A 16152-nucleotide genomic window follows, 5' to 3' on the forward strand; every position below is an offset into this window, starting at 1 on the left:
GCCATGGAAACCTCGCAACCACGCACCCGTAATCCCGAGCGGACCCGCAAGCAAATACTTGATGCGGCAACTGTGGAATTTACGAATAAGGGTATCGAAGGTGCCCGCACGGACGAGATTGCGCGGGCGGCAGGCGTTAGTAAACGCATGCTGTTTCACTATTTCAACAGTAAGGATGGCCTGTTTCAGGCGGTGCTGGAAAAGATATATCTTGATATCCGAAGCGCGGAGGAAAATCTGGACCTAACGGGTCGGGACCCGATTGAGGCCATGGCTGAGTTATGTATTTTCAGTTTTGAATGGTTTGCAAAGCATCCCGAATTCATGGCGATCCTGAACGAGGAAAACCTGCATGGGGCCGTCCATGCGAAAGCCAGTGACTCAGTCCTCACCCTGAACATGCCGTTGGTCGATATAATCTCGAAAGTCTTGAAAAAAGGGGAGAAGGAGGGTTTTTTCCGGCCAGATGTGGATCCGGTTGAACTCTATATCTCGATCGCGGGCGTTTCCTATCTCTACTTTTCGAACATGCATACCCTGTCAGAAATATTTGGTCGCGACCTGTCGTCACGTGAAGAGCTGGACAAGCGGCGCCAACATGTCGTGGAGGTCATTCTCGGATACCTTTGCCATCCGGAAACACGACCGTCCGTACCTAACGCCAAATCGAGGAAATAAAGAGATGCGAATTGATGATATTCCGGAAGAAACCTTGGCTGCCTTTCGTCGGGGAGGTGTTATCCCGGCGCAACCGCTCGCACTGAATAGCCAGCGGGAACTGGATGTCCGTCGGCAGCGCGCCCTCAGCCGCTATTACCTGGATGCAGGTTCAGTTGGCATCGCGGTGGGTGTCCATACAACCCAGTTCACCATTCGTGACGTCGGGCTTTATGAGCCGGTTTTGCGTCTGGCCGCTGAGGAGGCCGAAAGCTGGGTTGAAAGAACGCCTTTCATGGTTGCGGGTGTTGTTGGCAAAACCGATCAGGCGCTGTCCGAGGCGAAACTCGCCAAATCTTTGGGATATCATGCTGTTCTGCTTGGTCTGGCCGCGCTGAACGACGCAAGCGTCGATGAGTTGGTAGCGCATTGCAGAAAAGTGGCTGATGTTATGCCGGTCGTGGGCTTCTATCTTCAGCCGGCTGTCGGCGGTCGCAACCTGCCGTACGAATTCTGGAAGCAGTTTGCCGAAATCGAGAATGTTGTCGGTATCAAGCTTGCCCCTTTTAACCGCTATAAGACTCTCGATGTTGTCCGGGGAGTGGCTGATGCAGGCGCGAAAGACAGGATAACGCTCTATACCGGCAATGACGATCATATCGTGGGAGATTTGATCACGCCTTTTCCCGTCCAGATTAATGGCAGAACGGAAACGATCAATATTGTCGGCGGATTGCTCGGTCATTGGTCGGTTTGGACACGCAAGGCGGTCGAACTGATCGAAGAGGTTTCCGCCGTGCGAGGACAAGAGAAAATTTCCTCAACCTGGTGGACCCGCGATGCGGCGGTAACAGATAGCAACGGTGCCTTCTTCGATGCGGCAAATGACTATGTCGGTGTGATTGCCGGATTGCATGAAGTGTTGCGTCGGCAGGGGTTGCTGGAAGGCATATGGTGCCTCGATCCGGAAGAAACCCTGGGGCCGGGCCAACTTGCCGAAATCGACCGTGTTTACAACTCATACCCTGAACTGAATGACGATGACTTTGTGCGGCAAAATCTCGATAGATGGCTTGCGGATTGATGTACGAAGTTGCTTTGGAAATCACGAAAAAGAATTGAATAGACTGAAAGGATAATTTTGATGGAACGCAGGATTGGTATCATCATGCATGGAGTAACGGGCAGAATGGGGATGAACCAGCATCTGATCCGTTCCATCCTCGCCATTCGCGAAGAAAAGGGCATGCTTCTGCCCAATGGTGACAGGCTGATGCCCGACCCAATCTTGGTGGGCCGCAATGCCGAGAAAATAGAGTTTCTTGCGAAAGAACATGGTATTACGCGCTGGACGACCGACCTTGACAAGGCGCTTGCCAATCCCGATGACACCATATTTTTTGATGCCGGATCAACCCAGATGCGGGCAGAGCTTCTGAAAAAAGCTATCGCGGCAGGCAAGCATGTTTATTGTGAAAAGCCGATTGCGGATGATCTGGAAGTTGCCCTTGATCTCGCGAAAACGGCGGAGGCCGCCGGTGTGAAGAATGGTGCCGTTCAGGACAAGCTCTGGCTGCCGGGCCTGCTGAAACTCAAGCAGGCGATTGATAACGGTGCTCTTGGCCGGATCCTTGATGTTCGCATTGATTTTGGTTACTGGGTTTTTGAAGGGGACTGGACCCCGGCGCAGCGGCCGTCCTGGAACTATCGCAAGGAAGATGGCGGTGGCGTCATCCTCGATATGATGTGCCATTGGCGCTATGTCATCGACAATCTGTTTGGCGATGTGAGTTCAGTAGTTTGTCGGGGCGCCATCCATATACCGGAACGCTGGGACGAAAACGGCGAGCGCTATGATGCGACGGCGGACGATGCTGCTTATGCAATTGTCGAGCTAAAAAACGGGGCGATTGTCCAGATCGCCAGCAGCTGGTGTACGCGCGTTCGACGTGATGACCTGGTCACTTTCCATGTCAATGGGACGCATGGCTCAGCTGTTGCGGGCCTCACCGATTGCCGCATCCAGCCGCGCGAGACAACGCCGAAGCCGGTCTGGAACCCGGATGAGAAGCAAGCCATGAATTTCTTTGATGACTGGCAGTTAATCCCGGAACGTGAGCCGTTCAACAATGCCTTCAAGGCACAGTGGGAATTGTTCCTCAAGCATGTGGTTCTTGATACGCCTTTCCGCTGGACATTGCGCGAGGCGTGTAAAGGGGTGCAATTCGCCGAACTCGCCCTCAAGAGCTGGGACGAAAAGCGGTTTGTTGATGTTCCGGAAATGGAGAAATAAGCCGATGGCCAGCCTGATCCTGCCGACAATGGATGGAAAGACAGTGCGCTACGATCTTACGGGCACGCCGGTGCAGCAGCCAGCTATATCCGGCGCCCGTAACCGTATTGCCTATGCCGCCGCGCATGTGGTCGCCGATCCTTTTGCGGACAATGACCCCTGGTTAAAGCCGGCAATCGACTGGGATCGGACGATCGCCTATCGGCGGCATCTCTGGGATCTTGGCTTCGGCGTGGCGGAGGCCATGGATACAGCACAACGCGGTGGCGGCTTGCATTGGGCGGAAAGCCTGGATCTTGTCCGCCATGCGCTGGAAGCGGCCGGACCAGAAGACAAAATAGCCTGTGGTTGCGGAACCGATCATCTTGATCCGGCAGATGCGCGTTCACTTGACGACGTTATCGCCGCTTATGAGCACCAGATTGAAGCCATCGAAAAGCTCGGCGGTAAGTTGATCCTCATGGCGAGCCGGGCGTTGACGAAGGTTGCAAAAGGACCGGAGGACTACGCAAAAGTTTACGATCGGTTGCTCTCTCAGGTCCGCGAGCCTGTGATGATTCATTGGCTTGGGGATATGTTCGACCCAGCGCTGAAGGGTTATTGGGGGTCGGAAAATCTGGATACCGCAATGGAAACCTGTCTCGGTATTCTGGCGAACAACGCTGCGAAAGTGGAAGGGATTAAAATCTCGCTTCTTGATGATCAAAAGGAAATCAAGATGCGGCGGAAATTACCGGACGGTGTGCAGATGTATACGGGAGATGATTTCAATTACCCGGCGCTCATCAAGGGCGATGACCAGGGATACAGCCATGCGCTCCTTGGTATTTTTGATGTGATCGCGCCGGTTGCCGCGGCCGCGCTTGATCATCTCGCTGCGGAAGAGATGGCAGAATATGACAGGTTATTTGCACCGACCGTGCCGCTGTCGCGTCATATTTTCAAGGCGCCAACCAATTTTTATAAGACAGGTGTTGTTTTTATGGCCTATCTAAACGGCCATCAGGATCATTTTACCATGATAGGCGGCCAGGAAAGTGCCCGGTCAACGCAGCATCTGGCGGAACTGTTCCGGCTGGCCGATAAAGCCGGCCTGTTTGCCGACCCCGAAATGGCAGCGGCACGCTGCGCATCAGTAATGACGGTTCGGGGAATTTCACAATGATAAAAGCCCGCCCGATCACGGATTATTCCCGATTGTCGATCAATACGGCGACGACCCGTGGAAAATGGACACTGTCGCAGGCAATCGACGGATATGCCCGGGCGGGTATCGGTGGGATTTCGCCCTGGCGGGACCAGATCGCGGAAATGGGACTCGCCAACGCGGCAAAGGCCATTAGGGAGGCGGAACTCACGGTTACCGGTGTCTGTCGCGGCGGTATGTTCCCTTGGAAGGATGAGGCGGGCCGTCTGGCCATGCTCGATGACAATCGGCGAGCAATAGAAGAGGCGGCGACGTTAGATGCCGCGTGCCTGGTTCTTGTTGTGGGCGGTTTACCGGAAGGATCCAAGGATCTGGCCGGCGCCCATGCAATGGTGGAAGAGGCAATAAACACATTGTTGCCCGAAGCGCGCGCTGCGGGTGTGGCGATGGCAATTGAGCCCTTGCATCCCATGTATGCCGCGGATCGCGCCTGCGTCAATACCGTGCGACACGCGCTTGATATTTGCGATCGGGCGGGCGAGGGGATTGGCGTTGCGCTCGATGTCTATCATATCTGGTGGGACACGGAATTGCGAAGCCAGATCAAGCGGGCGGGCAAGGAACGGTTGCTGGCCTTCCATATCTGTGACTGGCTTGTTCCGACCCGGGACCTGCTAATGGATCGTGGGATGATGGGAGACGGTATTATCGACATCCCGTTGCTGCGGGGATGGGTTGAGGAATCAGGCTATGAGGGTTTTCACGAGGTTGAGATATTTTCCGAACTCGACTGGTGGAAACGCGATCCCGAGGAAGTCTTGGAAATCTGCAAAGAGCGTTCACTGACCGCCGTTTAAAGCATTCCCGGCGCCAGACTTTCAGTTCCAGAGCGTGAGGTATCTGGTGCGATACAAATTGGTGTATGGAATAGTTGGCCAATCCCTGTACTCAAGAAAAGCCATTTTAAGAAGTGGTCTCAAATACGCCAGCCCATAATTCGAATAGGTGAAAAATAATCTTGACAATTATATCGCTGCTCTTCAAATTTATAACTTAGCTATCTAAGAATAATTAACAGCGGCCGCGCCACCGATGGGCTATGCCGGGAAATCACGCAGAGTAATACGTGCGGATAAATCGGGCCGGGAACAGGGAAAATTATAACGATGAGATTGCTTTCAAAAACCTATTGGCATGGAACGCAAATTCGGTTTCGTGACCCAGTCGAGGATGTTACTGGTATTAGCGTCGCCCTGGATGCAGCGGATGGCACAAGACTTCGGGGTGTCTATTGGACATCTGATAATAATCCACGCCCAAAAGTGGCGGTCATTGCGGCACATCCAAGAGGTGACTTCTCGGAGCATCATGCCTTTCCGGCATTTTTGAAGGCCGGTTATGCCTGCATGGGTGCGAATATGCGCAACGTCAACAATGATTCTGATTGCCAGCATGAAAAGCTCGTCGTTGATATCGCTGCCTATATGCAGTGGCTCAAGGAAAATGGTGTGGAGAAAATTATCCTGCTCGGAAACTCGGGCGGGGGATCTCTGTTTTCCTTCTATCAGTCTCAGGCAAAAGCCGCACCGGATGACCGGATCAAATTCACCCCTGGCGGACGGCCAACCGGGTTGAACAAGATGGCGCTTATTCCGGGAGATGCAATAATTTACATGGCGGCCCATACAGGACAGGGTTTGATCATAAATGAAGTAATTGATCCGTCTGTCGTCGATGAGCATGACCCGCTTAAGACGAACCCTGAATTCGATATGTATGACCCGGAAAACGGCTTCAAACCCGCGCCTGAGTGGGTAAAGTATTCCCCGGAATTTATCGAGAAATTCAGGAAGGCTCAGCTGGCACGCGTCCAACGGCTCGATGCTGTTGCGCATGACTGGATCAATCTCTCGAAGGACGCCGCGAAAATTCATGGGAGCGAAGGCTTCGAGGATTTGCCGGCCGAAATACAGCGCCGTGTTATGGAGCGGGAAGCGTTCGAGCCCGTCATGGTTATTTATCGGACAATGGCGAACCTGCATTATGCCGATAATACGCTGGATCCATCTCCCCGCCCGTATGGCTCGCTAATCAGTCCGCGACCGGACCTAATGAATTTCCAGCGTTTCGGCTTTGCCCGCGTTATGACGCCGCATGGTTGGTTGTCAACCTGGTCAGGGCTGTCTTCAAATGCAAGCATTCCAAAAACGGGCCCGTCAATAACTGAACCGGCGGTCGTAATACAGGCCGGCAAGGACCTAGATGTCTTTCCGGAAACCCATTCAAAACTGACCTTCAACACCATTCAGTCGGCGGATAAGGAATATTGGGATATTCCCGAAGCGCTGCATTATTTCGAACCGGATGAAGGTGATAATGGAAATGAAACCCTGAACAGGGTCATGGAACGTCTCGTTGCGTGGGTTCGCGAACGTTTTCCAATCTAGGATCATGGGAATTTGAAATGGGTCGATTAGCAGGTAAAACAGCAATTATCACTGGCGCAGGGAGTGGAATTGGTTTCTCCACCGTAGCTCTCTTTGCAAATGAAGGTGCAAATGTTGTCATTTGTGATATCAGCGAAGAGAGCTGCGAGTGCGCGTATAAAGAAATTACTACGGCAAACGGCAGTGCTTTATCGCAGCCTATGGATGTGACTGAAGAAGGCGATTGGCATGACGTATTCGCGAGGGCGGTTGAAAAATTCGGTCAGGTGGATGTTGTCATGAACTGCGCGGGTGTCGGTGACCAGTCTCCTATCGAGGAGACAACGGTTGATATTTTCGACAAGGTTTGCGACGTCAATTTGAAAGGTGTTTTTCTCGGTTGCAAGCATGCAATCTTGCACATGAAGAACCGGCCGGCGGACCTTCCTTCCGCTTCCATAATCAATGTGTCTTCCACTGCCGGTTTCGTTGGTACAGCGCGGTCGGGAATTTATACCATGACCAAAGGGGGCGTCCGGCTTTTTTCGAAATCGGTGGCCGTGGAGGTGTCGGAGTTCGGGTATAATATCCGGTGCAATTCCCTGCATCCCGGCGGCACGGAAACACCGATGTTTGACAACTCGCTTGCGCAAAGAAATGTATCGAAAGAGGCATTCAGTGAAATTGTAAAGCGGCGGAATCTTCTGGGCCGTCGCGCCAAGCCTTTTGAAATTGCCTACGGTGCCTTGTTCCTTGCAAGTGATGAATCGTCATTCATGACAGGGACTGAATTGGCGCTCGATGGCGGGTATGCAGCACGATGATATAGCGTTTTCTAATAGGTCTATTGCGAGTTTGGCCCTCGACGGAATTTTTCTCCAGCCAGTATTTATTTTTTCCTCCCAGAATTATGAATATAGATGGCGTTATAAAAATTCTGTCGGGGGTCATTCATTTTATGCTTTGAAGTCATATAATTAGATATCTAACTTGACTATTATTAGATATCTAATTAATTTTTCCTTTATATAAAATATGCGCGTTGAACGCAGTAACCGGGGAGAAAATTTCATTATGGTTTATCAGCCAGTACTTCTGGAAAAGAAAGACGGCGTTGCTCTTGTCACACTGAACAGGCCCGATGCAGGAAACGCAAGTGATGCGGAAATGGCGAGAGAGCTCATTGCACTCTGGCCGACTCTGAAAGCGGATGAGGACGTTCGCGCTGTTGTTCTGACAGGTGCCGGTACACGCCATTTCTGTACCGGTGCAGACATGAAGCTGGCGTCTGACAAGGGGGATACGGGATTTGATGCTTGGGGAGATATTCCGGAAGATTTCTTTAAACCGGTGATTTGTGCCGTGAACGGCGTCGTTGCCGGTGGTGGCTGGCATTTCATGTGGCAGGCAGATTTCGCGATCGCATCGGAAAGCGCGACGTTTCTGGAACCCCATGTCAGCGTCGGCTGGGTACCTTTGCGTGAAATGCTGGGAATGGCCCTTCGCGTGCCGCAGGGGCCGATCCGCCGGATGGCTTACATGGGGACGGCGGAACGGATGGATGCAAAACGTGCCTATGAACTCGGGATTGTGACGGAAGTCGTTCCGGCGGATGAATTGGTCGATCATGCCATGGAGCTTGCGACAATCATTGCAAAGCAGGCGCCACTGGCGGTTCAAGCGACGAAAGAAACGTTTCAGCGTGCGTTTGACCTGCGTTATGCGTGGCGGCCCTTGTATGATCACATGCATGAAAAGCGTATCCAGGTTGACTGGGAAAGTGAGGATGGCAAGGAGGGGCCGCGTGCCTTTGCCGAAAAACGCGCTCCGGTCTGGAAGGGCCGGTAGGCATGGCGCGTGAGCTCCCAATGTCTGAAAATGCGGGCCTGCTTTCTAATTTGCGTGTTCTCGATATTTCCAGTTACATCGCAGCGCCCGCCGCGGCGATGATCTTGGGTGACTTTGGGGCGGATGTCATAAAAATAGAGCCTCCGGGTTCAGGCGATCCCTACCGTGTCTTTCAGAATTCCCCTGGCAATCCGGCAAGCGACATTGCCTATGGTTGGCAAATGGACAACCGCAACAAGCGAAGCCTGGCACTTGACCTGGCGGGGGGTGCTGGCCGGACGGCTTTTAAACGAATGGTCGGACTTGCAGATGTCGTCATTGTCAATATGCCGCTCAAAAGCCGGGCGAAGCTGTCACTGACTTATGAAGATTTGAAATGCCTTAACCCTCGGCTGATATACGCGTCCTTGACGGCCTATGGTGAGCAGGGTCCAGAAGCTGACCGGTCCGGATTTGATCATACTGCCTTATGGGCACGGACGGGCATGATGGACACTGTGAGGCCCGCTCCGGAATCACCGCCGTCCCGGTCTGCTCTTGGTATGGGGGACCATGCATCGGGCATGACATTATTCGGGGCCATCATGATGGCCTTATACAGACGAGAAATTACGGGAGAGGGATCATCGGTGCAGACCAACCTGATGGCGAACGGCCTCTGGTGCAACGCAGTGCAGGTGCAGGCCATGTTGTGCGGCGCTGAATATGCCTATCGGCCGGCACGTGAGCAGGCGGATAACGCCCTGCATAATCTTTACAAGACGTCCGATGACCGCTGGTTCCATCTTGTGGTCATACCCGAGGAAAAGCGCTGGCCGGTTCTGTTGCAGGTGATCGATCGGGAGGATCTCTCGACCGATACTCGGTTTGACACAGTCGCAAAACGGCACGCGAACGCCTCCGATTTGGTGAAGGTTCTGGATGAGGTTTTTCTCTGCCAGACGATGCAGCATTGGCAGGCAAAACTTGATGCGGCGGGCATCCCGCTAGGTGTTGTCCAGAGGCTGCGTGATATTCCCGAGGACCGGCAGATGAACGAGAGCGATGCCTTAACGCCCTTGCACGGACTTGAGGGGCAGACAGATCGCACCGTTAACAGCCCGATTTGGGTTGCAGAGATGCCGAAACGGCCCGCACAAAGAGCGCCGGAGCATGGGGAACATAGTGAAGATATTCTGGAAGAGTTTGGGTTCTCCCAGGACGAGATCAATGGATTGCTGCAAGACGGGGCGGTTCAGTCAATTAAGAAGCGGGAACAGGGCATCAGCTAGACCGGAAGGTTCCGCGATTGGGGAGTAAGGTGAGCATGGATTTGGGATGGACTGAGGAGCAGATGGCGATACGGGACGCTATCGATAGAAAGTGCCGCAAATACGGTGATAGCTATTGGCTGGACCGGGACAGGGATGGCCGGTTTCCGGAGGAGTTCGTAAAAGACATCGCGGAGGATGGCTGGCTCGGCATAGCCATGCCCGAAGAATTTGGCGGTGCCGGCCTGGGCCTGACAGAAGCCTGTATCATGATGCAGACCATCACCCAATCCGGGGCCGGCTATACGGGCGGTGGCGGCGTTCATATCAATATTTTCGGTCCCAGCCCGATCGTTGCCTATGGAACAACGGAGCAAAAGCAACGCATGCTGCCGCCCCTTATTCGAGGGGAAGACCGATGCTGCTTTGGGGTGACGGAGCCCAATGCCGGACTGGATACGTCATCTATCGAAACCCGCGCGGAATGGGACGGGGAAAAATATATCGTCAATGGTCGAAAAATGTGGACGTCCACCGCACAGACAGCGAATAAAATTCTGCTGCTAGCCCGGACGACGCCGCGCGACCAGGCAGATAAACCAACTGGCGGGATGTCGCTTTTTTATACAGATCTCGACCGGAATTATGTTGATGTCCAGCGTATCGAAAAAATGGGCAGGAAAGCTGTTGATTCCAATGCGGTCTTCATAGATGGATTGCCTGTTTCAAAAGATGATCTTATCGGCGAAGAAGGGAAGGGGTTTAAGTATATTCTTCACGGAATGAATGCGGAGCGCATACTTATCGGTGCGGAAACAGTCGGTTTCGGCCGTGCGGGATTACGCAAGGCGGTTGAATACGCGAAAGAGAGGGTGGTTTTTGGCAGGCCAATCGGCATGAACCAGGGAATTCAACATCCCTTGGCCGACGCGTGGGCACAGCTCGAGGCGGCAAATCTGATGTGTTTTCAGGCCGCCAAGCTCTACGATGCCGGAAAGCCTTGTGGCGCCGAAGCAAATGCGGCGAAATATCTTGCGGCTGAAGCAGGTTTTAAGGCCTGTGAGAGAGCGGTACTGACGCATGGGGGAATGGGTTACGCCAAAGAATTCCATGTTGAACGATACTTCCGGGAAATATTTCTTGCGCGCATAGCACCCGTTAGTCGGGAAATGATCTTGAACTACATCGGGGAGCATGTTCTGGGCCTGCCGAAGTCTTACTGAGCCAATCAGAAAGCGGGTTTAGAGTAACCTTGACAATAATTAGATATCTAATAATAATTTGATCGGGATGTCAGGAAATGGGGAATAAAACTGAGAAGCAACGGCGAATTTCGGGAGCAACAATAACCGCCCGCTCTTTGACGTGCCAACAAAACCAAGAGGGAGGAATTCTATGAAACTATTTAAAAAATGCTCGGTCGCCCTGGCGGCGCTCGCGATATCCGGCGCGGTTACACTTTCATCATCCGCCAAGGCAGAAACAATGCTGCGATGGTCTGATGGCCAACCGAACCGGGGCGTGAACTCTGAAACCTTGCAATGGATGGCGAGTGAGCTTGAAAAACGTAGTAATGGAGACCTCGGCGTTGAATTCCATTGGGGCGGGGCGTTGTTTAAATCGAAGTCTGCCGTCAAGGGCGTAGGGACCCGGTCCGCTGATATTGCGACCATTATTGCGGCATATACACCAAAAGAACTCGTCGCCTACAGTGTCGGGGATATTCCACTTCCAAACTCTGACGTCTGGGTCGGCATGCGGGCCATGTATGAACTGGCCACCACACACCCGGCTCTTAAAAAGATGTTTGATGATCTTAACCTGGTGTATCTAACAAATCTGTCGACCAGTGCGATTGAAATCCTGTGTAAAGACAAGTTCATCAATACTCTGGATGATTTAAAAGGTGTAAAAATGCGGGCTGTCGGCCCTTATGGTCGTATATTCAAGGACCTTGGTGCCGATGTCGCGCGGTTGAGTCAGGCGAAAGTCTATAACGCGCTGGACTCTGGAATTGTAGAGTGTAACCAGAACTATATGTACTCAATCGAAGTCTTCAAGCAGAATGACGTTGCAAAGAAGCTGACGAAGCTTGATTGGGGGCAACATCTTGCCTTTGGCGTGGTGATGAACAAGGAGACATACGAGGGATTATCCGACGCAAACCGTCAGGTGTTGCAGGAAGTATCCTCTGATTTCATTGATCAGTTTGCGCGTCGGATTCAGGAAGCGAATATCAAGGCACTTGAAAGAATGACGAGCGGGGATAGCCCGCTGGAAGTTGCGGAAATGGATCCGAATGAAAAGGCCAAGCTGGAAAAAATGGGATTTGATACTGTCCCGAACTGGATTGAACGGGCAAATGATGCCGGTCTTCCAGGGCAGGATATTTTCGATAGCTACATGGCACTAGTCGCGAAATATGAAAAAATTCGTGATGAAAAAGGCTATCCGTGGAACAACTAGATCTCCCGAATGAGCGATCGCAGGGCCATCGAGGTGTGGACCCTGCGTTCCTCGTCTGGCTTGAAAATGCCGGCGTGGTCGTCTCATCCATTACAATCGTCATACTGGCCGGTGTGATCACCACTTCCGTGGTCGGAAGAACTTTCTTCGGTTCCATGATTCCGGACGACCTGGTTATTTCCGGGGAGTTGATGGTGACACTGGTCGCTCTTCCATGGGCGTATATTACGGCGGAGCGCGGCCATATCGCCGTGGAATTGTTTACCAACTGGGTATCAGACCGGGCGCGTATAAAGCTGGACATTCTCGCCGCTGTTGTCGGGCTCGCGATGATAGGTCCGCTTACCTGGGCGACAGGAATCGCGCTTTGGCAGGCGATTGACTATGGCAGCTATTTTGACGGCGAGTTCTTCCTGCCTGAATGGCCAGGCCGGTCAATGTTCTTTCTTGGATTTTTTATGATGCTTATCAGGCTTTTCCTCATTCTGGCGGAAGACATTGCGCGCCTGATTTATAACGGCAAGACAGAAAAAGGGCGCAAGTAATGGATCCGTTCTTACTCGGCATTTGCGGTTTTGCGATTGTTATTATCCTGCTCGCGCTAAGGGTTCCGATTGCATTCTGCCTTGGCTCCGTCGCGGTAGCCTGTACGTTTTTGTTCTACGCTTGGCCTCATGGGGGTGAGTTCAACGGATCGGCGGGGTGGCGCTCTGCAACCACCATCCTGACATCTAACAGCTATGATTTTGTCCATTCGTTCGAGTTGACGATGGTGCCGTTGTTCATCCTTCTGAGCCAGGTCGCCTATCATGCCGGCATTACGACGGACATTTATAATTCCGCGCGTGTCTGGCTTGCGCGCGTGCCGGGCGGGTTGGCGATCGCGTCAATCCTTGGCTGTGGTGGGTTCTCGGCCATTACGGGGTCAAGTGTAGCCTGCGCGGCCGCGATGGGCAGGATTTGCACACCGGAGATGCTGAAAGCCGGATACGGTCAAAGGCTCGCGACCTCTTCTGTCGCAGTGGGGGGCACTCTGGGCTCTCTGATTCCACCAAGCGTGCCCTTTATTCTCTATGGAATATTCACAGAGACATCCATCAGCAAACTTTTCCTCGCCGGTATCTTGCCCGGTATAATTTCGCTGGTCGGCTATATTATCGTTGTATTGATCTGGGTTAAGATGAGCCCAAGCGAAGCCCCGCAGTTTTCTGAAGAAAAGAAACCTGGCGACCGCCGCCGCGCTGCGCTCAAGGCCTGGCCGGCCGTTCTCCTGTTTCTGATAATTGTCGTTGGTATTTATGGCGGTGTGTTTACAACAACGGAAGCCGCCGGCATTAGTGCCGTCACAGCCATATTTCTCGGTGTGATGATGCGACGGTTGTCTTTTGCCAGCTTTATCCTGTCGCTTCGTGAAACGGCCTATCAGACGGCAATGATTTTTATGATTGTCTTTGGCGCGAAAATTTTTGTTTCCTTCATATCGCTCACCGGTGTATCGCCCTGGTTGATTGCTCAGGTTCAGGCTGCCAATGTTTCCGACTGGATCGTAATCGCTATCCTGTGCCTTATGTTCCTGGTTCTGGGCATGTTTCTGGACCCGATCGGGATCTTGTTGCTGACCCTCCCGGTTTCGATCCCGCTGGTTGAGAATATGGGGCTGGATTTGATCTGGTTCGGCGTCATTGTCGTGAAACTGCTGGAAATAGGGCTGATAACGCCGCCCGTCGGCCTCAACGCCTTTATAATTAAAGCGGTAGGCGGGAAGGATATTCAGATACATTCCATTTTCGCCGGCATTTCAAGATTTTTGATCGTCGAAGTCGTGATCCTGGTGATGCTATTGCTTTTCCCGATACTGTCTTTGTTGATACCGAATACGATGTATTGACGGTTTGGAATTGAGCGGTATTTATCGTAATACATGGGTGTCGGAAACAGAGCAGTTTGGGGCGTAATTAATTGCCTCATATCCGTTTCAGTTCTATACACAACAAGGTTCGCCGCGTCGGGTTTTCAGTGCCCGACATTGAAGGCAGGGAAAACTTCGCGACCGTGTGAGACATGAATTCGCAACTTAAAGGCAATTATGGCCAAACAGAAAAAAGTGACAGTTGAGGCAGATGCAACAACCCGGGCTATTCTAGAGCATTGGGATCATATCAAGCCGAATGACCGGATTGCGCATCTCGTGCGGGATCTGGCGCGTGGATTTACGCGTTCTTTGCAAACCCGTTTGGCGGACCATGGGGTATCTTTCGGTCACTGGATTTTCCTTCGGGCCATGTGGCACAAGGACGGGGTGACACAGCGTGACCTGGCGGTACAAGTTGGGCTAACAGAGCCGACGACCCATACGGCCATTACGAAAATGGTTGAGCTCGGCTATGTCAGTCGTAGACGCAAGGCCGGCAACCTAAAAAAGCAATATATCTTCCTTACGAAGGAGGGGCGGGAGCTGGAAAACAAACTCGTACCTCTGGCCCAGGATGTGAACAAGGTTGCGCTCGAAGGCATTGATGATGAAACGCAAAAGATTGTCCGCAACAGCTTGTTGACAATGATCCACAATCTCGCAGTGGATGAAGCGCTTTCGCTTGCCGACGGGAAAAAAATCCCGTCGACACGAAGCCTTGGCATAAGAAGCTAGTTTGCGGAGCGTCGGGTTAGGACGCGGCCTTGTCCGTACTACTATTCAGCAATTTCCGTTCTATCTCTTTGGTTCCGAGAGTAAGCCAGTCTGTTCCCTTGGCGATGATGCCCTGATAGGAAGAAATTTCGACCTGTGGAATATGCGGGTTTGAAATTCCAATTGGACCCGCTTTGCCATCGCGAAACTGCTTGACGGCGTTGACCATCAGGCGACGGAACTCGACAACTGCAAAATCGCTCGCACCAAGCGTATCCCGACTGCGGTCAGCGATTTTCCCCATGCTCACCCACATAGCGATATCCTGATTAGGGATGCCGGGCAGGCCCGTGAAGCTACCATTTTTCATAAGTTCCCGATCCTGCTGGAAGTCATTTTCCAGGGTCCGTTTACTGTTATAGTTGCTGTCGATATCCTCTCCCATGACAAGGCGGTTGAATTGCCGCCACTGCTCCGTACCGACGCAGGCTTCTCCGCCCCAGGACAGAAAATAAAACCAGCTGCTCTCATCGTCTGCCGGCACAACGATGCTGGCGACGTTATACGATGAGTTCGGCGGGATCAGCGAGATGAACGGCGCAACATAAACCGTAACCCGCGCGTAATCATGTGTTCGCGCGTCCTTGATCGGCCGCCGAAGGGCGACATATCGAAATCCATAAGGGGTGACTTGCGTGATCATTCTGGGTGCTTTGTCGGTCGACGGGCGTGTCCAGTTCTTGTCGTTTGCGCCTGCGGATTCCACACGGGCCGGAACCATGTCCGTAGAGTGGAGGCTGGAAGAATGGGCGGAATCTATCTGCCCTTCCTGAATTTGCGCCCAGTTACAGGGAACCTTGACCTTGGCGATGGAGATCGGGGTTTCGTCGTCCGGTGCGAAAGGCGGGCGTTCAAATGCCGGCATTTCCTCTGGCGGTCCCATATAGGTCCAGACGAAGCCACCCGTTTCCTCGGTGGGGTAGGACTTGATCCTCGCCTTCTTTTTTAACGGGCTGTCTGCGGGCTCGGATGGCATTTCAACGACATTTCCCGCAACATCAAATTTCCAGCCATGATAGAGGCACCGCAAGCCGCATTGTTCATTCCGGCCATATACCAGTGACGGTCCACGATGCGGGCAGAATTCATCCAGCAAACCTACTTTTCCATCACTGTCACGGAACGCAACAAGATCCTCTCCCATGAGCCGAACGCGAACCGGTTTGCCGTCTGTGACGAGTTCTTCCGACATCAGGGCAGGGATCCAGTGGCGGCGCATCATTTGGCCCATTGGCGCATCGCCTTCAACACGGCACAGGAGATCATTCTCTTCGGGGGTCAGCATAAGTGCCTCCAATATTTCTTTATCTGCAACATGGGGGTTTATAGCCCTTGCAATTTTAAATTAGATATCTAATATTATTTTCCGAATATAGCCG

At 52.6% G+C, this 16152-nt stretch carries 15 protein-coding genes; 14 read left to right on the forward strand and 1 reads right to left on the reverse strand.

Going from position 1 to position 16152, the window contains the following annotated elements:
* Positions 1-3: 3 nt before the first annotated feature.
* The 14 genes from J0X12_RS06390 to J0X12_RS06455 all read left to right on the forward strand — a co-directional run bounded on the left by J0X12_RS06390 (position 4) and on the right by J0X12_RS06455 (position 14734).
* On the forward strand, positions 4-678 hold the full coding sequence (locus tag J0X12_RS06390; RefSeq protein WP_207043387.1) for a TetR/AcrR family transcriptional regulator: 675 nt from the start codon (positions 4-6) through the stop codon (positions 676-678).
* Positions 679-682: 4 nt separating this feature from the next.
* On the forward strand, positions 683-1741 hold the full coding sequence (locus tag J0X12_RS06395; protein ID WP_207043389.1) for a dihydrodipicolinate synthase family protein: 1059 nt from the start codon (positions 683-685) through the stop codon (positions 1739-1741).
* Between the two features lie 57 nt (positions 1742-1798).
* The gene (locus J0X12_RS06400) at positions 1799-2950 is read left to right on the forward strand and encodes a Gfo/Idh/MocA family protein (protein WP_207043390.1); all 1152 of its coding nucleotides are present in this window, start codon (positions 1799-1801) and stop codon (positions 2948-2950) included.
* Between the two features lie 4 nt (positions 2951-2954).
* On the forward strand, positions 2955-4115 hold the full coding sequence (locus tag J0X12_RS06405) for a dihydrodipicolinate synthase family protein (protein ID WP_207043391.1): 1161 nt from the start codon (positions 2955-2957) through the stop codon (positions 4113-4115).
* Complete coding sequence (locus J0X12_RS06410; protein WP_207043392.1) at positions 4112-4954, forward strand: sugar phosphate isomerase/epimerase family protein; 843 nt, start codon at positions 4112-4114, stop codon at positions 4952-4954. Before J0X12_RS06405 ends, J0X12_RS06410 begins: the two co-directional genes overlap by 4 nt.
* A 309-nt stretch (positions 4955-5263) precedes the next feature.
* The gene (locus J0X12_RS06415) at positions 5264-6544 is read left to right on the forward strand and encodes an alpha/beta hydrolase (protein WP_207043393.1); all 1281 of its coding nucleotides are present in this window, start codon (positions 5264-5266) and stop codon (positions 6542-6544) included.
* A 17-nt stretch (positions 6545-6561) separates the two neighbouring features.
* Positions 6562-7347, forward strand: coding sequence for an SDR family NAD(P)-dependent oxidoreductase (locus J0X12_RS06420; protein WP_207043394.1), 786 nt, complete (start codon positions 6562-6564; stop codon positions 7345-7347).
* Between the two features lie 250 nt (positions 7348-7597).
* Positions 7598-8371, forward strand: a complete 774-nt coding sequence (locus tag J0X12_RS06425; RefSeq protein ID WP_207043395.1) for an enoyl-CoA hydratase/isomerase family protein — start codon at positions 7598-7600, stop codon at positions 8369-8371.
* Positions 8372-8391: 20 nt separating this feature from the next.
* Positions 8392-9642, forward strand: a complete 1251-nt coding sequence (locus tag J0X12_RS06430; protein WP_207043396.1) for a CaiB/BaiF CoA transferase family protein — start codon at positions 8392-8394, stop codon at positions 9640-9642.
* A 35-nt stretch (positions 9643-9677) separates the two neighbouring features.
* Complete coding sequence (locus J0X12_RS06435) at positions 9678-10844, forward strand: acyl-CoA dehydrogenase family protein (RefSeq protein WP_237688054.1); 1167 nt, start codon at positions 9678-9680, stop codon at positions 10842-10844.
* A gap of 172 nt (positions 10845-11016) precedes the next feature.
* On the forward strand, positions 11017-12087 hold the full coding sequence (locus tag J0X12_RS06440; protein WP_207043399.1) for a C4-dicarboxylate TRAP transporter substrate-binding protein: 1071 nt from the start codon (positions 11017-11019) through the stop codon (positions 12085-12087).
* Positions 12075-12632, forward strand: coding sequence for a TRAP transporter small permease (locus J0X12_RS06445; RefSeq protein WP_207043400.1), 558 nt, complete (start codon positions 12075-12077; stop codon positions 12630-12632). The genes J0X12_RS06440 and J0X12_RS06445 overlap by 13 nt, the downstream gene beginning before the upstream one ends.
* Positions 12632-13975 (forward strand): TRAP transporter large permease, encoded by a 1344-nt coding sequence (locus tag J0X12_RS06450; protein ID WP_207043401.1) that lies wholly within the window; start codon positions 12632-12634, stop codon positions 13973-13975. The genes J0X12_RS06445 and J0X12_RS06450 overlap by 1 nt, the downstream gene beginning before the upstream one ends.
* 198 nt (positions 13976-14173) lie before the next feature.
* Positions 14174-14734 carry a MarR family winged helix-turn-helix transcriptional regulator gene (locus J0X12_RS06455; protein WP_207043402.1) on the forward strand — a complete coding sequence of 187 codons (561 nt, stop codon included), beginning with the start codon at positions 14174-14176 and terminating at the stop codon, positions 14732-14734.
* A gap of 16 nt (positions 14735-14750) precedes the next feature.
* On the opposite strand, the gene J0X12_RS06460 is transcribed toward J0X12_RS06455, so the two are convergent.
* Positions 14751-16058: a Rieske 2Fe-2S domain-containing protein gene (locus tag J0X12_RS06460; RefSeq protein WP_207043407.1), complete on the reverse strand. Its 1308-nt coding sequence runs from the start codon at positions 16056-16058 to the stop codon at positions 14751-14753.
* Positions 16059-16152 lie beyond the last annotated feature (94 nt).

Source organism: Sneathiella sedimenti, from assembly GCF_017313765.1.
GTDB classification, from domain to species: Bacteria; Pseudomonadota; Alphaproteobacteria; order Sneathiellales; family Sneathiellaceae; genus Sneathiella; species Sneathiella sedimenti.